This is a genomic window from Staphylococcus sp. EG-SA-15, assembly GCF_017151895.1.
Lineage (GTDB): Bacteria > Bacillota > Bacilli > Staphylococcales > Staphylococcaceae > Staphylococcus > Staphylococcus aureus.
In genome coordinates this window covers 1-20,448 of the sequence record NZ_JACVZN010000042.1, presented here as the reverse complement: position 1 = coordinate 20,448, position 20,448 = coordinate 1, and the positions used below count along the sequence as shown (strand labels likewise).

Sequence of the window (20,448 nt, the reverse complement as noted above, 5' to 3'; positions counted from 1 at the left end):
TTAGGCAGGTACTTCGGTACTTGCCTATTATTTAAAATTAATAAACAGTTAATTTTTACATGAATATATTAAATTTTAAAAAAACAAACGTTTTTAGTATATAAATTATTTTGTGTTCGTATTGTGTGCTATGATTAAAAAGTTGTTATGGTCAACTATATCGTGGTTTTATGTTTATTATCAATCAAAATATAAATTATTTATAATTTGTTTGGTAATGAACGGGTTTTTTTCGAAATAATAGTAAAAAAACACATTTGTAGATATTTTAAACTCGGTAAATCTTTTAATAAATATTTAATTTTATTAAAAGTTAAAAAGGTTTAATATAAAAATGTAATAAAATTTATAAAGAAAGGAAATGATTTTTATGGTCAAAAAAAGACTATTAGCTGCAACATTATCGTTAGGAATAATCACTCCTATTGCTACTTCGTTTCATGAATCTAAAGCTGATAACAATATTGAGAATATTGGTGATGGCGCTGAGGTAGTCAAAAGAACAGAAGATACAAGTAGCGATAAGTGGGGGGTCACACAAAATATTCAGTTTGATTTTGTTAAAGATAAAAAGTATAACAAAGACGCTTTGATTTTAAAAATGCAAGGTTTTATCAATTCAAAGACTACTTATTACAATTACAAAAACACAGATCATATAAAAGCAATGAGGTGGCCTTTCCAATACAATATTGGTCTCAAAACAAATGACCCTAATGTAGATTTAATAAATTATCTACCTAAAAATAAAATAGATTCAGTAAATGTTAGTCAAACATTAGGTTATAACATAGGTGGTAATTTTAATAGTGGTCCATCAACAGGAGGTAATGGTTCATTTAATTATTCAAAAACAATTAGTTATAATCAACAAAACTATATCAGTGAAGTAGAACATCAAAATTCAAAAAGTGTTCAATGGGGAATAAAAGCTAATTCATTTATCACATCATTAGGTAAAATGTCTGGACATGATCCAAATTTATTTGTTGGATATAAACCATATAGTCAAAATCCGAGAGACTATTTTGTGCCAGACAATGAATTACCCCCATTAGTACACAGTGGTTTCAATCCTTCATTTATTGCAACTGTTTCTCATGAAAAAGGCTCAGGAGATACAAGTGAATTTGAAATAACGTATGGCAGAAATATGGATGTTACTCATGCTACTAGAAGAACAACACACTATGGCAATAGTTATTTAGAAGGATCTAGAATACACAACGCATTTGTAAACAGAAATTACACAGTTAAATATGAAGTGAACTGGAAAACTCATGAAATTAAAGTGAAAGGACATAATTGATATGAAAAAAATAGTCAAATCATCAGTTGTTACATCAATTGCATTGCTTTTGCTATCCAATACAGTTGATGCAGCTCAACATATCACACCTGTAAGTGAGAAAAAGGTTGATGATAAAATTACTTTGTACAAAACAACTGCAACATCAGATTCCGATAAGTTAAAAATTTCTCAGATTTTAACTTTTAATTTTATTAAAGATAAAAGTTATGATAAAGATACATTAATACTCAAAGCTGCTGGAAACATTTATTCTGGCTATACAAAGCCAAATCCAAAAGACACTATTAGTTCTCAATTTTATTGGGGTTCTAAGTACAACATTTCAATTAATTCAGATTCTAATGACTCAGTAAACGTTGTAGATTATGCACCTAAAAATCAAAATGAAGAATTTCAAGTACAACAAACGGTAGGTTATTCTTATGGTGGAGATATTAATATCTCTAACGGCTTATCAGGTGGAGGTAATGGTTCAAAATCTTTTTCAGAGACAATTAACTATAAACAAGAAAGCTATAGAACTAGCTTAGATAAAAGAACTAATTTCAAAAAAATTGGTTGGGATGTTGAAGCACATAAAATTATGAATAATGGTTGGGGACCATATGGCAGAGATAGTTATCATTCAACTTATGGTAATGAAATGTTTTTAGGCTCAAGACAAAGCAACTTAAATGCTGGACAAAACTTCTTGGAATATCACAAAATGCCAGTGTTATCCAGAGGTAACTTCAATCCAGAATTTATTGGTGTCCTATCTCGAAAACAAAACGCTGCAAAAAAATCAAAAATTACTGTTACTTATCAAAGAGAAATGGATAGATATACAAACTTTTGGAATCAACTTCACTGGATAGGTAATAATTATAAAGATGAAAATAGAGCAACTCATACATCAATTTATGAAGTTGATTGGGAAAATCATACAGTTAAATTAATAGATACTCAATCTAAGGAAAAAAATCCTATGAGCTAAACAGATAGATAATCAAAAAATCTTAAATATGTTAAAATTTACAAACACTTTCTTTCTATATTAGGGTAACCACGTCTTAATTGACGTGGTTATTTTTTCAGGGCAAAAAAAGGGCGGATTATTTAAATAAGGGCAAACACTTGTGGAAAATTTAAAAGGTTAAAAATAATAAAGAACTTGGTATAACAAGGGTTTTATACATTTGCGTACAACGACGAAATGTCAATTTACCATCTCATTATGATGATATGTTTATTTTAAACACACAAGCTCATGCACGTCTTGATCAAATGGCACAACAGTTTGAAGTTGTTTGTAATGGCTTGAACGAAAATGAAGGACAAGCTATTCAAACAATGGATCAATCTGCCTCGTTAATTCGTTCAAACTTAATTCAAGTTAAAGAACAATTAGAAAAACTAGCAGTTTACTAATTAATTTATTAAAAGCTACTTGTTTTCATTGAGAATAAGTAGCTTTTTCAAACACAAAAGTTTTATAAACACATAAATGGGTGATGAGCTATGTTTAAAAGGACAAAACTAATCTTAATAGCAACGATACTACTATCAGGATGTTCAACTACCAATAACGAATCCAACAATGAAACAAAATCAGTACCAGAAGAAATGGAAGCTTCAAAATATGTAGGACAAGGCTTCCAACCGCCTGCAGAAAAAGATGCGATTGAATTTGCGAAGAAGCATAAAGATAAAATTGCCAAACGAGGCGAACAATTTTTTATGGATAACTTCGGTCTAAAAGTTAAAGCCACCAATGTTGTAGGTAGTGGCGACGGTGTAGAAGTATTCGTGCATTGTGATGACCACGACATCGTATTTAATGCGAGTATTCCATTTGACAAATCAATTATTGACAGTAATAGCTCATTAAGAAGTGAGGACAAAGGCGATGATATGAGTACTTTAGTTGGTGCAGTACTCAGTGGGTTTGAATATCGAGCACAAAAAGAAAAATATGATAAATTATATAAATTTTTCAAAGATAATGAAGAGAAATATCAATATACAGGATTTACAAAAGAAGCAATTAATAAGACGCAAAATAGTGGATATGAAAATGAATATTTTTATGTAGTTGCTAATATACCGACGCTCCAAGAATATAGAAAATATTACGAACCCCTAATAAATAAAAATAATCTGAATTTTAAAAAAGGTATGAAAGAAGCAAGGAAAGGAGTAGGCTATAAAGCTGAAATAGAAGTACATACTACATTGTTTTCGAAAAGTAGTAACTTTTCAAAGGACAAAAAATTAGATGATGTTATAGATTTGTCTGAAAGTACGAAAAAGTTACACCTTAATTTTGAAAATACGAAAATATTTTTACAACTAGCAAAATCTACTATTAGTACTAATCGAGTTAATTACAGTGATAATGAGTCTATAAGGATTGAGGTCGAATGACTTGAAATCAGCTAATTTCTCTATATTCTAAACAAACACATAAATGGGTGATGAGCTATGTTTAAAAGAACTAAACTAATCTTAATAGCAACATTACTGCTATCAGGATGTTCAACTACCAATAACGAATCCAACAATGAAACAAAATCAGTACCAGAAGAAATGGAAGCTTCAAAATATGTTGGACAAGGCTTCCAACCACCTGCAGAAAAAGATGCGATTGAATTTGCGAAGAAGCATCGTAAAGAATTTGAAAAAGTAGGTGAACAATTCTTTAAAGACAACTTTGGACTGAAGGTAAAGGCTACCAATGTTGTAGGTAAAGATGATGGTGTAGAAGTTTATGTGCATTGCGATGATCATGGCATTGTATTTAATGCAAGTCTACCTTTGTACAAAGATGCCATCCATCAAAAAGGATCAATGCGTAGTAATGACAATGGTGATGATATGAGTACGATGGTGGGTACAGTGCTGAGTGGCTTTGAATATCGAGCGCAAAAAGAAAAGTATGATAACTTATATAAATTTTTCAAAGAAAATGAAAAGAAATATCAATATACAGGTTTTACTAAAGAAGCAATTAACAAGACGCAAAACGTCGGGTATCAAAATGAATATTTTTATATCACATATTTATCAAGAAATTTAAAAGAATATCGTAAATATTATGAACCATTGATTCATAAAAATGATAAAGAATTTAAAGAGGGTATGCAACGAGCTAGAAAAGAGCTAAACTATACTGCTAATACAAATACTGTAGCAACGTTGTTTAGTACGAATGATGAAAGGAATAGAAAAGAAAAGATAAATAATGTAATAGATTTATCCGAGAAAATTGAAAGAACAAAAGATATGCCAATCAAGAATACTATAACTACTCAATTAGGAAATAAACTTATTGGCACAAAAAAAGCTCGTTTTGATGATAAGAAAGTAGTGTCGTTTGGAGCATTTGAAGATGAATAAAATAAATGATAGAGATTTAACAGAATTGAGTAGCTATAGGGTTTATCAAGACATCAATAAAGATAATGACTTTACAGTTAACGAAAAACGATTTAAGCAGGCAGATGTATTTGAAGATTTATATAGAGAGAAACTATAAGACACAAATAAATTAAGAGAGTATAATTATTTACAAAATGAAACTTTTAAAAGCGCATAAATAGGTGATGAGATATGCTTAAAAAAGCAAAATTTATCTTAATGGCAACGATACTACTATCAGGATGTTCAACTACCAATAACGAATCCAACAAAGAAACAAAATCTGTACCAGAAGAAATGGATGCTTCAAAATATGTAGGACAAGGATTCCAACCACCTGCAGAAAAAGATGCGATTGAATTTGCAAAGAAGCATAAAGATAAAATTGCTAAGCGAGGCGAACAATTTTTTATGGATAACTTCGGTCTAAAAGTTAAAGCTACAAATGTTATAGGTAGTGGCGATGGTGTAGAAGTATTCGTGCATTGTGATGACCACGACATCGTATTTAATGCGAGTATTCCATTTGATAAATCAATTATTGACAGTGATAGCTCATTAAGAAGTAAGGATAAAGGCGATGATATGAGTACTTTAGTTGGTGCAGTACTCAGTGGGTTTGAATATCGAGCACAAAAAGAAAAATATGATAAATTATATAAATTTTTCAAAGATAATGAAGAGAAATATCAATATACAGGATTTACAAAAGAAGCAATTAATAAGACGCAAAATAGTGGTTATGAAAATGAATATTTTTATATTTCGGCCATACCTTATAATTTAGCTGAGTATAGAGACTATTTTGAACCATTGTTAAACAAAAGTGACAGTGAATTTTCAAAAGAATTGTCAAATGTTAAGAAGCAATTAAAAGATAAGTCTAAAGTTTCGGTAACTACTACTCTATTTAGTAAAAATAAGAACTATACTAAAAAAAGTAACAGTGAAAATGTAATAAAAATGGCAGAAGAAATAAAAAAAGAAAAAGATTTACCAACTGATATAGATTTTAGTATACAATTTTCAGACAATAAAATAAATACGATTAAACCAAATTATAACGGTGAAAGCACTTCAGAATATGGTGTGTTTGATCAAGAATAAAATTAATGATGAAAATTTAACGGAGAATAGTGTATATTGAGTAGATCAAGAATTAAAAGATAATTCTACCATTGTTGTGAAGGCAAATAAGTAGAAGAGTTTAAGTATAACTTCTGGCGATTTAATTAATAATATAAATGGAAGTACTGATATAAAGCTTTTTGACCTACTAGATTCTTATAATTTGCTTTCCATTTTATGACGATTTTGACCTAATTGTGTGGTAGGTTCAAAAAAGCCGTCCCAAAATCCATCTCAAAAAACAATCAAGCAAACAACATTCCAAACAATGCTCGCAAATCACCAATGAAACACTTTCCAATTACGTAACCATGATCTATTTTAAGCATAGTTATTGAGGTTTTGTGATATATAGTATAAAATTAATGAGAATTAAATTTAATAATGTTAAATTCATCTTCGGGGTCGGGTGTAATTCCCAACCGGCAGTAAATAAAGCCTGCGACCTGCTAGTATGTATCATATTAGTGGCTGATCTAGTGAGATTCTAGAGCCGACAGTATAGTCTGGATGGGAGAAGATGGAGGTTTTTTGTTGTGCAATAATCCTCCTATTCTTACGAGATGAATGGAAGGAGAAAATTGAATATGCAACAAAATAAACGTCTTATCACAATAAGTATGTTGAGCGCGATTGCGTTTGTGTTAACTTTTATCAAGTTTCCTATACCATTTTTGCCACCATACTTAACTTTAGATTTTAGTGATGTACCGTCATTGCTAGCTACATTTACGTTTGGACCAATTGCCGGTATCGTAGTTGCACTGGTTAAAAATTTATTGAACTACTTATTTAGTATGGGCGATCCAGTTGGACCATTTGCTAACTTTTTAGCAGGCGCAAGTTTCTTATTAACTGCTTACGCCATCTATAAAAATAAACGTTCAACAAAATCTTTGATTACTGGATTAATCATTGCAACAATCGTTATGACTATCGTGTTGAGTATCTTGAACTATTTCGTTCTATTACCTTTGTACGGTATGATATTTAACTTAGCTGATATCGCAAATAATCTTAAAGTAATCATTGTTTCAGGAATTATACCATTCAATATTATTAAAGGTATCGTTATTTCTATTGTATTTATTTTACTATATAGAAGGCTTGCGAATTTCTTGAAAAGAATTTAATTAAATTAAAGCAAAATAATATACACATAATAATAAAAAGCAGGTGACTATCAATAAACGATAGCTTGCCTGCTTTTTCTATGGAACCTTTATCTAAAAAATTAATTATTCAAATTTTAAAGCGTCCCCATCAAATGATTCGTCTGCAATTTTAATAGAATCTGTAGGGCATCCATCAATTGCATCTTCCATATCTTCATATAATTCCTCAGGTACTTCTGCAGTACCTTGGTTATCGTCAAGGATTACGAAAGCAATACCTTCGTCGTCGTAATCATATATATCTGGTGCTGCTGCACCGCATGCACCACATGCAATACAAGTATCCATATCAACGATTGTATATTTTGCCAATGTCTTCGCCTCCTTTGATAAAAATGCTAAAATAGTAATGTGACTAAAATTTTAGACAGCATCATTTTTATTTTCAAATTATCCGTTTTACAGAGTGAGGGTTAAATTTGCAACACATTATAAAAACAGCATTACAACAAACATTTAACTATAAAACAAATAAAAGTATTTACAATATCTTAGTTGGTAAGAAATCTCACCAAACCTTTTTTGACGCTTGTAGTCAACAACAGTTGTCATTATATCACAGTTTACCACTATTAAAATATCCGTCTTTTGAGCTATTTTTAGAAAAAATCAATGAATTTAATGCTGAAATGGAAATCATGTTGCATCCTAGATATACATTTGAAAGCATGGGGCAAACATTTCAAGCAATTCAACTATTAGTGCAAACCATGTCTAATACCAAACAACATGTTTTTCGTTTCGTACCAATCTCTCAAAATAATAAGATACAAGAAACTGTAAAGATTGTCTATAACTACATTAAAGAAAACCAATTACAAATTGATTTTGAAAATGAACTACATAACTTGTTTAAAGCAATAACTTTAAAAGGGCCATGTTACTTACATTATTATTTGCAAGGCTATGATGAACCAATGTATACGAGACAGCAAGTTAGTTTAATAGAAAAGCTATCTCAACAGCAATTGTTTGAATACGAAATGAATAATTTAGTGACAATGATGTTTGAATTAGAAAGTGGAGAATATACTATTTTATCAAAAATAATAATGAAACCTACATTATTAAACCAAACTTATATTACTTATACAAGATTGCTTGAACAATTCACGATGGAAGATATAGCGGCTCAACAACAAGTTAAAATCAATACTATCGAAGATCATGTACTTGAAATCTTAATCAAAGGTTATATGTCTAATTACGATGATTATGTTGAACAAGAAGATCAACTGCAATTTTTAAATTTTTATCAACAACATCGTGGTGAACGATTAAAATTTTACAAAGAACAATTTGACACGTTATCATATTTTCAATTAAAAGTATTAATCGTTGGATTTGAAAGAGGTGATCTGAATGTTGCATGATATTTTACGAAACAAATTTGGCTTCGAGAATTTTAAACCGGGACAACAGGAAATTATAGAAAGTATAATGTCTCAACAACACACTCTAGGTATTCTTCCAACTGGAAGTGGAAAGAGTTTGTGTTATCAAATACCTACGTATTTATCAGGTAAGCCGACATTAATTATCTCACCGTTAATATCTTTAATGGATGACCAAGTTATGCAGTTGAAAATAAATGGAGAAAAACGTGTAACATGTATTCACTCTGGTATGGATGAAATTGAGAAAAAGCATAATATTAAATGTTTACGACATAGCCGCTTCATCTTTCTAAGTCCAGAATTTCTCCTGCAACCGTCAAATTTTAAATTAATATCTATGATAGACTTTGGCATGATTGTTCTAGATGAAGCACATTGCCTATCTGAATGGGGATATGATTTCAGACCACATTATGCTCTAATAGGAAAAGTAACAAAGCATTTTAAAGAAGCGGTTGTCTTAGCATTGACAGCAACTGCACCACCGCATTTACAAGATGATTTGACGGAAATGTTAGCGATTCAATTCAATGTTATTAAAACTACAATGAATCGCCCAAATATAAGCTTTAAGCATCTTAATTTTCATGATGATGAAGATAAAATTGAATGGTTGCTGCCGTTTCTACAACAGTCGGGACCAACGATTATTTATGTCTCATCGAAAAAGATGTGTCTGAATTTAGCGCAACTTATTTATGATTCAGGTTTTCTTACAGGTATTTATCATGGTGATATGAATTATCAAGAGCGACACACAGTTCAACAACAATTTTTAAATAATGATATTCCGATTATAGTCGCAACGAGTGCTTTTGGTATGGGAATTAATAAAAAAGATATTCGCACAATCATTCACTTTCATCTTTCAACAAGTCCTTCTAACTACATTCAAGAAATTGGCCGTGCGGGTCGCGATGGTGAACTAAGTCAGGCAATTAGTTTATTCCAACCGGACGATAAATATATTTTAGAAACGTTATTATTTGCAGATATGATAACAGAAGAAGATGTACAAAATTTCGAAATAGGAGAATTTTTAGCTCCCGATAAACAAGCCGTTTTGACAACGTTGCAATCATTCTATAGTATCGGCGCCTTGAAACAGATATTTAAGCAATCATTTAAACGAAAGCAATTAGGATTCTTTCGCATGATTGGCTATTGCAAATTGGATCAATGTAGACGGAAGTATTTATTAGAATTTTTCGGTGAATATCCACCGGCACAAGATCGATGTTGTGACAATGATTCTAATATAACTGATATCGCAATTTTAAATAAGAAGAAGGTAATTAGAAGTATTGGATTTGATGAAAAGTTGCAAAATTTATTTCTCAGATAGTATTACTTTACTAAAAGAAAATTGACAAGCTATAATTAGTGTATACACAATTGAAAAATGATTGAAATAATTTTGAAAAATATACATAAACATATGTCATGTGGGTATATTTTATGTAAAATCATTGTAATAGAATAGAAAGGAAGATGGCTATGTCTAATAATTTTAAAGATGACTTTGAAAAAAATCGTCAATCGATAGACACAAATTCACATCAAGACCATACGGAAGATGTTGAAAAAGACCAATCAGAATTAGAACATCAGGATACAATAGAGAATACGGAGCAACAGTTTCCGCCAAGAAATGCCCAAAGAAGAAAAAGACGCCGTGATTTAGCAACGAATCATAATAAACAAGTTCACAATGAATCACAAACATCTGAAGACAATGTTCAAAATGAGGCTGGCACAATAGATGATCGTCAAGTCGAATCATCACACAGTACTGAAAGTCAAGAACCTAGCCATCAAGACAGTACACCTCAACATGAAGAGGAATATTATAATAAGAATGCTTTTGCAATGGATAAATCACATCCAGAACCAATCGAAGACAATGATAAACACGAGACTATTAAAGAAGCAGAAAATAACACTGAGCATTCAACAGTTTCTGATAAGAGTGAAGCTGAACAATCTCAGCAACCTAAACCATATTTTGCAACAGGTGCTAACCAAGCAAATACATCAAAAGATAAACATGATGATGTAACTGTTAAGCAAGACAAAGATGAATCTAAAGATCATCATAGTGGTAAAAAAGGCGCAGCAATTGGTGCTGGAACAGCGGGTGTTGCAGGTGCAGCTGGTGCAATGGGTGTTTCTAAAGCTAAGAAACATTCAAATGACGCTCAAAACAAAAGTAATTCTGACAAGTCGAATAACTCGACTGAGGATAAAGCGTCTCAAGATAAGTCTAAAGATCATCATAATGGCAAAAAAGGTGCAGCGATCGGTGCTGGAACAGCAGGTTTGGCTGGAGGCGCAGCAAGTAAAAGTGCTTCTGCCGCTTCAAAACCACATGCCTCTAATAATGCAAGCCAAAACCATGATGAACATGACAATCATGACAGAGATAAAGAACGTAAAAAAGGTGGCATGGCCAAAGTATTGTTACCTTTAATTGCAGCTGTACTAATTATCGGTGCATTAGCGATATTTGGAGGCATGGCATTAAACAATCATAATAATGGTACAAAAGAAAATAAAATCGCGAATACAAATAAAAATAATGCTGATGAAAGTAAAGACAAAGACACATCTAAAGACGCTTCTAAAGATAAATCAAAATCTACAGACAGTGATAAATCAAAAGAGGATCAAGACAAAGCGACTAAAGATGAATCTGATAATGATCAAAACAACGCTAATCAAGCGAACAATCAAGCACAAAATAATCAAAATCAACAACAAGCTAATCAAAATCAACAACAGCAACAACAACGTCAAGGTGGTGGCCAAAGACATACAGTGAATGGTCAAGAAAACTTATACCGTATCGCAATTCAATACTACGGTTCAGGTTCACCGGAAAATGTTGAAAAAATTAGACGTGCCAATGGTTTAAGTGGTAACAATATTAGAAACGGTCAACAAATCGTTATTCCATAATATAACTATATAAATTGTAACTGAACTGCTATATACAAACGTGCATATTATAAGTATCTCTAAATATTTTGGAGAACTTAAATTGCGCTTATAAGTATGTAGCGGTTTTTTCATTTTTCAAAGTTTGTTATTTAACAAGGTCTTGTCTCGAATATTGGCATATCAATTAAACTTTTTAAATAGTCATCAAAAAGATAAAACACCACAATCAACAAATTTAACGAGGAAGAATAAAAAATAAATCAACATATTAAATTGTAGTGTTATTCAACTCCGTAGCTAACAATTCTCTATGCACATTAAACAAATTGTCAAAAATATATCATAAATCTTCAAGCACAGACTTAGCGCATCAATCACTGAACTGTTATAATAGTTTGGGATTAAAGGAGGCCGAAACAATGCAAAAAGTTGAAAGTATCATAATTGGTGGAGGGCCATGCGGATTAAGTGCGGCTATTGAACAAAAAAGAAAAGGTATTGATACCTTAATTATTGAAAAGGGTAATGTCGTTGAATCAATCTACAATTATCCTACTCACCAAACATTTTTCTCATCAAGTGATAAATTAAGTATTGGGGACGTACCGTTTATCGTTGAAGAAAGTAAACCAAGACGTAATCAAGCGCTAGTTTATTACCGAGAAGTTGTAAAACATCATCAATTAAAAGTAAATGCATTTGAAGAAGTATTAACTGTTAAAAAAATGAATAATAAATTTACTATTACTACGACGAAAGATGTTTATGAATGTCGATTTTTAACAATCGCGACAGGCTATTATGGTCAGCATAATACATTAGAAGTTGAAGGTGCGGATTTACCTAAAGTGTTCCATTATTTTAAAGAGGCACATCCGTATTTTGATCAAGATGTTGTAATTATCGGTGGTAAGAATTCGGCTATCGATGCTGCTTTGGAGTTGGAAAAAGCTGGTGCTAACGTGACGGTTCTATATCGTGGTGGAGATTATTCGCCTTCAATTAAACCGTGGATACTTCCAAATTTCACAGCATTAGTAAATCATGAAAAAATTGACATGGAATTTAATGCTAATGTTACCCAAATAACTGAAGATACTGTGACTTATGAAGTAAATGGTGAAAGTAAAACGATACACAATGATTATGTATTTGCGATGATTGGTTATCATCCCGATTATGAATTTTTAAAATCTGTAGGCATTCAAATTAATACAAATGAATTTGGAACAGCGCCTATGTATAATAAAGAAACATACGAAACAAATATCGAAAATTGCTATATTGCAGGTGTAATTGCTGCAGGGAACGATGCGAATACCATTTTTATTGAAAATGGTAAATTCCACGGGGGCATTATTGCTCAAAGCATGCTAGCTAAGAAACAAACGCCCTTAGAATCATAAAAATAAAGGTCTATGTACTAAATAACTTAGTTTTACAACGACTGACATTCATGATATGTCAAATGAGGTTGATGACTAATGATTGTACATAGACCTTTTTATGTTACGTATTCATTATAATTCAAAATATGATTTGATTTCAGCTTTATCTAAATTATTGCTTAACGCGACTAATAATTTTAATCTTGCTTTTGGACCATTCAAGCCGTTAGAAAAAATAAAACCTTGTTGTGCGAGTTGGTAACCACCACCATCGTATGCGTAAGTTGGACTCACAATACCATTAAAGGAACGTGAAACTAGCACAATAGGTATATTTAAAGATACTAATTGTTGAATGCCTTCTAATGCGCTTGGAGGTATGTTGCCTTGTCCTAACGCTTCAATAACCATACCATCGATACCTTCTCGACTATAAAAACTAAAAATGTCACCTGGCATACCCATATATGCTTTTACTAATGGTACATTTAGTTTGTCATTGACATTTTCCAATGCTTGTTGGCGATATGGCATATGATGGAATTGCACACGATCCTTTGTCAATACACCTAGCGGACCATGATTTGGACTTTGAAATGTGTTTGTATTAGACGTATGTGTTTTGGTAACATTACGCGCCGTATGAATTTCATCATTAAATACAACCATCACGCCTTTATGACGGGCCTTTTCATCAGAGGCAACGCGAATAGCGGAAATATAATTATATAATCCGTCAGAACCAATTTCATTAGACGAGCGCATTGCGCCAGTAATAACAACAGGTTGCTCGATACCTAATATTAAATCAAGTAAAAAGGCAGTTTCTTCTAACGTATCGGTACCATGCGTGATAACGAAACCATCATAATATTTATTTGTTACTGCTTCTAAAATAATATCCTTTAATTGTTTAACATGTTGGATTGTCATATGAGGTGATGGTACATTAAAAGGATTTAATTCATCTATTTGTGCATATTGATTTATGACATCTTGATGCATTGAAATAGGGTTGATATCATTTGTTACTACTTTATTAGATTGGTCTTGTGACATACTAATGGTGCCACCAGTATGAATAACAAGTAGATGTTTCATATATTTCCTCCTATATTTAATTTACCTAATTATGATAAAATATTATTCATAAAACGACAAGGAAGGGAAATGACGCATGAAAGCCATTAATATTGCATTAGATGGTCCAGCTGCTGCCGGAAAAAGTACAATTGCGAAACGTGTAGCCAGCGAACTATCAATGATTTATGTCGATACAGGAGCAATGTATCGTGCATTAACATACAAATATTTAAAATTAAACAAAACTGAGGACTTTGCAAAACTAGTTGACCAAACAACATTAGATTTAACTTATAAAGCAGATAAAGGTCAATGTGTCATTTTAGATAACGAAGATGTAACAGACTTTTTAAGAAATAATGATGTGACGCAACATGTTTCATACGTTGCATCTAAAGAGCCAGTACGTTCATTCGCCGTTAAAAAACAAAAAGAGTTAGCTGCAGAAAAAGGTATCGTAATGGATGGTCGCGATATCGGAACTGTAGTGCTACCAGATGCAGATTTAAAAGTATATATGATTGCATCAGTTGAAGAGCGAGCAGAAAGAAGATATAAAGATAATCAATTAAGAGGTATCGAATCAAATTTTGAAGATTTAAAACGTGATATTGAAGCTCGTGATCAATATGACATGAACCGTGAAATATCACCATTAAGAAAAGCAGATGATGCAGTGACATTAGATACGACAGGCAAGTCGATTGAAGAAGTTACTGACGAAATTTTAGCGATGGTGAGTCAAATTAAATAATTAAGAAGCTAACATTAATAAAATTTATAATTACTTGATGAACGGAAAAGGCTGTTTTTATTCTAATCGAATAGAAATGGTCTTTTGTTAATTTATAAACGAATAACGATAATACTAGAAATAAAAGTGCGTAATTAAACCAAGCATATTAGTAATTCAACTGATTTATAAACAACCTATGAATTGTATTAACAAAAAAGCTAAAATAGCATGTTATTTAAATTTACTTTTTTAAAATTAAAGAGATGCTTTAAAATACATCAATATTAAAGTGCTATTTAGCAATGACTTATTATTACGATTAACAAATATAATGATTAAAGAATGATGCCTAATATACACACTTCTTACTAACAAAATGTAAAAGTTTCTCAATTACGTGGCTTTTTGTTTTATAAAAGTATAAAATTTTACTATAATATATCTTGTAGAGAACAATGAAATGACAGACTTATAAAACAAAATAGTAAGCTATGCTAATTTTTATACAAAAAATATGTATAAACATAGCAAACTGTATTACTTTGATACAAAAATGGTTGTAATAAATATTTATCGATATGACGACTTGAATATGATAAAGTGACATATTTATGTATATGACTATTTCGCAAAATGTAATCGAGGTAGAATTTCTTGACAATTCTGTCAGTTTATAAGATGTTATAAATATGTAGTGTATAAGGAGGCAAACAAGATGACTGAAGAATTCAATGAATCAATGATTAACGATATTAAAGAAGGTGACAAAGTCACTGGCGAGGTACAACAAGTTGAAGACAAGCAAGTTGTTGTTCATATCAACGGTGGTAAATTTAATGGGATTATTCCTATTAGTCAACTATCTACGCATCATATTGATAGCCCAAGTGAAGTTGTAAAAGAGGGCGACGAAGTTGAAGCATATGTCACTAAAGTTGAGTTTGATGAAGAAAATGAAACTGGAGCTTACATCTTATCTAGAAGACAACTTGAAACTGAGAAGTCTTATAGTTATTTACAAGAAAAATTAGATAATAATGAAATCATCGAAGCGAAAGTAACAGAAGTTGTTAAAGGTGGTTTGGTTGTTGATGTAGGACAAAGAGGTTTTGTTCCGGCTTCACTAATTTCAACAGACTTCATTGAGGATTTCTCTGTGTTTGATGGACAAACAATTCGTATTAAAGTTGAAGAATTGGATCCTGAAAATAATAGAGTCATTTTAAGCCGTAAAGCAGTTGAACAAGAAGAAAACGATGCTAAAAAAGATCAATTATTACAATCTTTAAATGAAGGCGATGTTATTGATGGTAAAGTAGCGCGTTTAACTCAATTTGGTGCATTTATAGACATTGGCGGTGTTGATGGTTTAGTGCATGTATCTGAACTTTCTCACGAACATGTTCAAACACCAGAAGAAGTAGTTTCAATTGGTCAAGATGTTAAAGTTAAAATTAAATCTATTGATAGAGATACAGAACGTATTTCATTATCAATCAAAGATACGTTACCAACACCTTTCGAAAATATTAAAGGTCAATTCCACGAAAATGATGTCATTGAAGGTGTCGTAGTAAGATTGGCAAACTTTGGTGCATTTGTTGAAATTGCACCAGGTGTACAAGGACTTGTACATATTTCTGAAATTGCACACAAACACATTGGTACGCCAGGTGAAGTGTTAGAACCTGGTCAACAAGTAAATGTTAAAATATTAGGTATTGATGAAGAGAATGAAAGAGTATCACTATCTATTAAAGCAACATTACCAAACGAAGATGTTGTTGAAAGTGATCCTTCTACGACTAAGGCGTACTTAGAAAGCGAAGAAGAAGATAATCCAACAATTGGCGATATGATTGGTGATAAACTTAAAAATCTTAAACTATAATTTAATATTTAATAGTCAACTCCACATGTTTATGATTGCATGTGGAGTATTTTTATGTAACAAAATATACTCGTAATGATAACGTGGACAAATTTAACTAAGTGTTTAAAAAGATAAAGTTTTAAGTGCTGATTTTTATCATTACAGTAATAAACTCATTTTGAATACACAGTCTCATGTGATATTATTAAAAAGATATAAGAAAGAGAGGAAGTTAGCTTATGACTAAACCTATAGTAGCTATTGTAGGTAGGCCTAATGTAGGTAAATCTACAATTTTTAATAGAATAGTTGGAGAACGTGTTTCGATTGTGGAAGACACGCCAGGTGTAACACGAGATCGTATTTATTCTTCAGGTGAATGGTTAACACATGATTTCAATATTATTGATACAGGTGGTATTGAAATTGGTGATGCACCATTCCAAACACAAATTAGAGCGCAGGCAGAAATCGCCATAGATGAAGCGGATGTTATTATTTTTATGGTTAACGTGCGTGAAGGATTGACACAAAGCGATGAAATGGTCGCTCAAATTTTATACAAATCTAAAAAACCGGTCGTATTAGCGGTTAACAAAGTAGATAATATGGAAATGCGTACAGACGTGTATGATTTCTATTCATTAGGATTTGGTGAACCGTATCCGATATCAGGGTCACATGGTTTAGGTCTTGGTGACTTGTTAGATGCAGTTGTTTCTCATTTTGGTGAAGAGGAAGAAGATCCTTATGATGAAGATACAATTCGACTATCCATTATTGGACGACCAAACGTAGGTAAATCAAGTTTAGTAAATGCTATTTTAGGTGAAGATCGCGTTATCGTTTCTAATGTTGCAGGGACAACGAGAGACGCTATTGATACAGAGTATAGTTATGATGGACAAGATTATGTTTTAATCGATACTGCTGGTATGCGTAAAAAAGGAAAAGTATATGAATCAACTGAGAAATATTCAGTACTAAGAGCTTTAAAAGCGATTGAACGTTCAAATGTTGTTTTAGTGGTCATTGATGCAGAACAAGGCATCATTGAACAAGATAAACGCGTTGCAGGATATGCACATGAACAAGGTAAAGCAGTCGTGATTGTCGTAAATAAATGGGATACTGTGGAAAAAGATAGTAAAACGATGAAGAAATTTGAAGATGAAGTACGTAAAGAATTCCAATTTTTAGATTATGCACAAATTGCTTTTGTGTCTGCTAAAGAACGCACAAGATTACGTACATTATTCCCTTACATTAATGAAGCAAGTGAAAACCATAAAAAACGTGTTCAAAGTTCAACTTTAAATGAAGTTGTTACTGATGCAATTTCCATGAACCCTACACCAACAGACAAAGGTAGACGTTTGAATGTCTTTTATGCAACACAAGTTGCTATAGAACCACCGACATTTGTTGTATTTGTTAATGATGTAGAATTAATGCATTTTTCTTATAAACGCTATTTAGAGAATCAAATCCGTGCCGCTTTTGGTTTTGAAGGTACACCAATTCATATTATAGCTCGAAAGAGAAATTAACGATTGGGGGATAACAATGACTAAAATTACCGTTTTTGGTATGGGAAGTTTTGGGACAGCCCTTGCCAATGTTCTTGCAGAAAATGGACATGATGTTTTGATGTGGGGTAAAAATCAAGATGCTGTTGATGAATTAAATACATGTCATACAAATAAAAAGTATTTAAAATACGCGAAATTAGATGTTAACATCATCGCTACTTCAGATATGACCAAAGCAATTCAATTTGCAGATATTTACTTAATGGCTTTACCTACTAAAGCAATGCGAGAAGTTGCTTCTCAAATTAATGATAAGCTGACCTCTAAAAAGACTTTTATACATGTTGCTAAAGGTATTGAAAATGGGACGTTTAAACGTGTGTCAGAAATGATTGAAGATTCTATTTCACCTGAATATAATGCAGGTATTGGCGTGTTGTCAGGGCCAAGTCATGCGGAAGAAGTTGTAGTCAAGCAACCAACTACAGTTGCTGCTTCATCAAAAGATAAAAGTGTAAGTAAATTAACGCAAGATTTATTTATGAATGATTATTTGCGTGTGTACACGAATGATGACTTGATTGGTGTTGAACTTGGTGGTGCATTGAAAAATATCATCGCAGTAGCAAGTGGTATCGTAGCTGGAATTGGCTACGGTGATAATGCAAAAGCTGCATTAATGACTCGTGGTTTAGCGGAAATTAGTAGATTAGGTGAAAAGTTAGGTGCCGATCCTATGACATTTCTAGGTTTAGGTGGTATCGGTGACTTAATCGTTACTTGCACATCAACACATTCTAGAAATTTCACATTAGGATATAAACTTGGACAAGGTGAATCAATGGATCAAGCATTATCTGAAATGAATATGGTTGTTGAAGGTATTTATACAACTAAATCAGTTTATCATTTAGCTAAAGAAAAAAATGTGGATATGCCAATTACAAATGCATTATATAGAGTATTATTTGAAAATATCTCAGTAAAAGAATGCGTAAAAGATTTAATGGAGCGCGATAAAAAATCTGAATAAAATGTGTATTATTACACATATACGGCTAATAATTACGTAAAATGAATAGAAATGGCTTAAATTCAACGTTTTTGCCACATAAATGATTGCGATTTATGTAATGCTTGTGTTAAAGTTTTACCATAATGATATAAACATATCATTATCAAACCTCAGGAGGTGAATGTCTAATGAACAAAACAGATTTAATCAATGCAGTTGCAGAGCAAGCTGATTTAACTAAAAAAGAAGCTGGTTCAGCAGTAGATGCTGTATTCGAATCAATCCAAAACTCACTTGCTAAAGGTGAAAAAGTACAATTAATTGGTTTCGGTAACTTTGAGGTACGTGAACGTGCTGCACGTAAAGGTCGTAACCCTCAAACTGGTAAAGAAATTGATATCCCAGCAAGTAAAGTTCCAGCATTCAAAGCTGGTAAAGCATTAAAAGATGCTGTAAAATAATTTTACTTAAAAAGCCCTGAATAAGGGCTTTTTATTTTGCTTTTAATACTTACAACCTGTACATAAATTGTAATGTTCTTCTAAGTTTTTAATCTTTGGAACATTCATTGTTTAAGCGTTCAAAATATTACATGACATCATAGTTTTGATAAAAATAGCAACTACAAAATATACATATGAATAATGAGATTAATTGTTAGCGTTGAATTTACTTAAAAGGTAACCATATCTACTATAGTATTTTACGTTATTTAAAAAGATGAATAATGTAAATGAAGTAAAGGTTGTTATGAGAATTACAAAAGCTACATAAATTACTGTTAGTTTAAATTGAAATTTAAAAATGATAAGTAATCTTAATGCTTCAAAAGATTTTAATTTCTTACATATAATGTTAATATGAATAGTGATAATATCGTGAGGTGTAGACATGGAAACAACTGTTAGCAAATTGGAAAGACAAATAGAAGAAAGATTAAAGGGTGTATCAGAATATGAATCCATTAATATTAATCATCGGTTAGGTAAGTTACTTGATTCATATGATATTCCAGATGTTGCCAAAGTAGCATGCCTCACAATTGACACATCAATGAGACACCTTGATGACATTACATATAATCATTTGTCTAAACATTCCATTTTGATTGGAGATTTAATTAGTGCACATTTTTATACGCTACTAGCAGAAATCAATGATTTATCATTTCAAAATGAAATTAGTAAAGCAATTGTTGAAATTAATGAATTGAAATCTTCATTACATCATCAAGCTTTAAATGATTATGAAATTTCTCAAGCAATAGTAAAAATTGAAACACTTTTCCCATATATTACGTTATCTCATTTCGGTATCAATATTGATGAGTCGGAAATATATAATTATTTATTTGAAGATATGTCTGATTACTATCCATCATACTTCAAGAAATATAATCAAAGTGAAGTAAAGCATTACTTACACGATATCCAAAAAAGTTATTTAAAAAGTAGAGGTAATTAAGCATGG

Annotated in this window: 21 protein-coding genes, 2 pseudogenes and 1 riboswitch; of the genes and pseudogenes, 21 read left to right on the top strand and 2 right to left on the bottom strand. The window is 31.6% G+C overall.

Features of this window, described 5'->3' with window-relative positions; all coding sequences use genetic code 11:
- Window positions 1-370 precede the first annotated feature (370 nt).
- The 9 genes and pseudogenes from lukS-PV to IDG64_RS13515 all read left to right on the top strand — a co-directional run bounded on the left by lukS-PV (window position 371) and on the right by IDG64_RS13515 (window position 6,972).
- Window positions 371-1,309 carry a Panton-Valentine bi-component leukocidin subunit S gene (gene lukS-PV, locus IDG64_RS13555; RefSeq protein WP_000239544.1) on the top strand — a complete coding sequence of 313 codons (939 nt, stop codon included), beginning with the start codon at window positions 371-373 and terminating at the stop codon, window positions 1,307-1,309.
- Entirely contained in the window at window positions 1,305-2,288 is a 984-nt protein-coding gene (lukF-PV, locus tag IDG64_RS13550; protein ID WP_024937002.1) for a Panton-Valentine bi-component leukocidin subunit F, read from the top strand. Before lukS-PV ends, lukF-PV begins: the two co-directional genes overlap by 5 nt.
- Before the next feature lie 248 nt (window positions 2,289-2,536).
- Window positions 2,537-2,722 (top strand): hypothetical protein, encoded by a 186-nt coding sequence (locus IDG64_RS13545; RefSeq protein WP_000470336.1) that lies wholly within the window; start codon window positions 2,537-2,539, stop codon window positions 2,720-2,722.
- A gap of 90 nt (window positions 2,723-2,812) precedes the next feature.
- The gene (locus IDG64_RS13540) at window positions 2,813-3,718 is read left to right on the top strand and encodes a DUF1672 domain-containing protein (protein WP_000476850.1); all 906 of its coding nucleotides are present in this window, start codon (window positions 2,813-2,815) and stop codon (window positions 3,716-3,718) included.
- Between the two features lie 57 nt (window positions 3,719-3,775).
- Complete coding sequence (locus tag IDG64_RS13535) at window positions 3,776-4,690, top strand: DUF1672 domain-containing protein (RefSeq protein ID WP_000476884.1); 915 nt, start codon at window positions 3,776-3,778, stop codon at window positions 4,688-4,690.
- Window positions 4,683-4,808: pseudogene (locus IDG64_RS13530) on the top strand (hypothetical protein); the annotation flags it as partial. The gene IDG64_RS13535 and the pseudogene IDG64_RS13530, both read left to right, overlap by 8 nt.
- A gap of 95 nt (window positions 4,809-4,903) precedes the next feature.
- Window positions 4,904-5,818 (top strand): DUF1672 domain-containing protein, encoded by a 915-nt coding sequence (locus IDG64_RS13525; RefSeq protein WP_000913220.1) that lies wholly within the window; start codon window positions 4,904-4,906, stop codon window positions 5,816-5,818.
- A 216-nt stretch (window positions 5,819-6,034) separates the two neighbouring features.
- Window positions 6,035-6,148: a hypothetical protein gene (locus tag IDG64_RS13520; protein ID WP_223223638.1), complete on the top strand. Its 114-nt coding sequence runs from the start codon at window positions 6,035-6,037 to the stop codon at window positions 6,146-6,148.
- An 82-nt stretch (window positions 6,149-6,230) separates the two neighbouring features.
- Window positions 6,231-6,365: riboswitch (FMN riboswitch) on the top strand.
- A gap of 61 nt (window positions 6,366-6,426) precedes the next feature.
- A complete protein-coding gene (locus IDG64_RS13515) occupies window positions 6,427-6,972 on the top strand; it encodes an ECF transporter S component (protein WP_001186901.1) in 546 nt (181 codons plus the stop codon).
- Between the two features lie 105 nt (window positions 6,973-7,077).
- On the opposite strand, the gene IDG64_RS13510 is transcribed toward IDG64_RS13515, so the two are convergent.
- A complete protein-coding gene (locus IDG64_RS13510) occupies window positions 7,078-7,326 on the bottom strand; it encodes a ferredoxin (RefSeq protein ID WP_001151997.1) in 249 nt (82 codons plus the stop codon).
- Window positions 7,327-7,433: 107 nt separating this feature from the next.
- Here IDG64_RS13510 and IDG64_RS13505 point away from each other — a divergent pair, with 107 nt between their 5' ends.
- From IDG64_RS13505 to ypdA, 5 genes are all read left to right on the top strand, one after another.
- On the top strand, window positions 7,434-8,387 hold the full coding sequence (locus IDG64_RS13505; RefSeq protein ID WP_001163803.1) for a YpbB family protein: 954 nt from the start codon (window positions 7,434-7,436) through the stop codon (window positions 8,385-8,387).
- Window positions 8,377-9,756, top strand: a complete 1,380-nt coding sequence (locus IDG64_RS13500) for a RecQ family ATP-dependent DNA helicase (RefSeq protein ID WP_000902101.1) — start codon at window positions 8,377-8,379, stop codon at window positions 9,754-9,756. Before IDG64_RS13505 ends, IDG64_RS13500 begins: the two co-directional genes overlap by 11 nt.
- A 152-nt stretch (window positions 9,757-9,908) precedes the next feature.
- On the top strand, window positions 9,909-11,369 hold the full coding sequence (gene ebpS, locus IDG64_RS13495) for an elastin-binding protein EbpS (protein WP_000069294.1): 1,461 nt from the start codon (window positions 9,909-9,911) through the stop codon (window positions 11,367-11,369).
- Between the two features lie 124 nt (window positions 11,370-11,493).
- Window positions 11,494-11,610 carry a hypothetical protein gene (locus IDG64_RS13490; protein ID WP_031864479.1) on the top strand — a complete coding sequence of 39 codons (117 nt, stop codon included), beginning with the start codon at window positions 11,494-11,496 and terminating at the stop codon, window positions 11,608-11,610.
- A gap of 160 nt (window positions 11,611-11,770) precedes the next feature.
- Complete coding sequence (gene ypdA / locus IDG64_RS13485; RefSeq protein WP_001174260.1) at window positions 11,771-12,757, top strand: bacillithiol disulfide reductase YpdA; 987 nt, start codon at window positions 11,771-11,773, stop codon at window positions 12,755-12,757.
- Between the two features lie 114 nt (window positions 12,758-12,871).
- On the opposite strand, the gene IDG64_RS13480 is transcribed toward ypdA, so the two are convergent.
- A complete protein-coding gene (locus tag IDG64_RS13480) occupies window positions 12,872-13,840 on the bottom strand; it encodes an asparaginase (protein ID WP_000681756.1) in 969 nt (322 codons plus the stop codon).
- A 76-nt stretch (window positions 13,841-13,916) separates the two neighbouring features.
- On the opposite strand from IDG64_RS13480, the gene cmk reads away from it, so the two are divergent.
- The 7 genes and pseudogenes from cmk to IDG64_RS13450 all read left to right on the top strand — a co-directional run bounded on the left by cmk (window position 13,917) and on the right by IDG64_RS13450 (window position 20,442).
- Entirely contained in the window at window positions 13,917-14,576 is a 660-nt protein-coding gene (cmk, locus tag IDG64_RS13475; protein ID WP_000644391.1) for a (d)CMP kinase, read from the top strand.
- Window positions 14,577-14,933: 357 nt separating this feature from the next.
- Window positions 14,934-15,017, top strand: a pseudogene (locus tag IDG64_RS15605) (hypothetical protein); the annotation flags it as partial.
- Window positions 15,018-15,273: 256 nt separating this feature from the next.
- Window positions 15,274-16,449 (top strand): 30S ribosomal protein S1, encoded by a 1,176-nt coding sequence (gene rpsA / locus IDG64_RS13470; RefSeq protein ID WP_000133955.1) that lies wholly within the window; start codon window positions 15,274-15,276, stop codon window positions 16,447-16,449.
- A 221-nt stretch (window positions 16,450-16,670) separates the two neighbouring features.
- Window positions 16,671-17,981 carry a ribosome biogenesis GTPase Der gene (der, locus tag IDG64_RS13465; RefSeq protein WP_000165530.1) on the top strand — a complete coding sequence of 437 codons (1,311 nt, stop codon included), beginning with the start codon at window positions 16,671-16,673 and terminating at the stop codon, window positions 17,979-17,981.
- Between the two features lie 16 nt (window positions 17,982-17,997).
- On the top strand, window positions 17,998-18,996 hold the full coding sequence (locus tag IDG64_RS13460; protein ID WP_000161738.1) for an NAD(P)H-dependent glycerol-3-phosphate dehydrogenase: 999 nt from the start codon (window positions 17,998-18,000) through the stop codon (window positions 18,994-18,996).
- A 170-nt stretch (window positions 18,997-19,166) separates the two neighbouring features.
- A complete protein-coding gene (locus IDG64_RS13455) occupies window positions 19,167-19,439 on the top strand; it encodes an HU family DNA-binding protein (RefSeq protein ID WP_001043863.1) in 273 nt (90 codons plus the stop codon).
- Window positions 19,440-19,869: 430 nt separating this feature from the next.
- The gene (locus tag IDG64_RS13450; protein ID WP_000450555.1) at window positions 19,870-20,442 is read left to right on the top strand and encodes a heptaprenyl diphosphate synthase component 1; all 573 of its coding nucleotides are present in this window, start codon (window positions 19,870-19,872) and stop codon (window positions 20,440-20,442) included.
- Window positions 20,443-20,448: the final 6 nt, after the last annotated feature.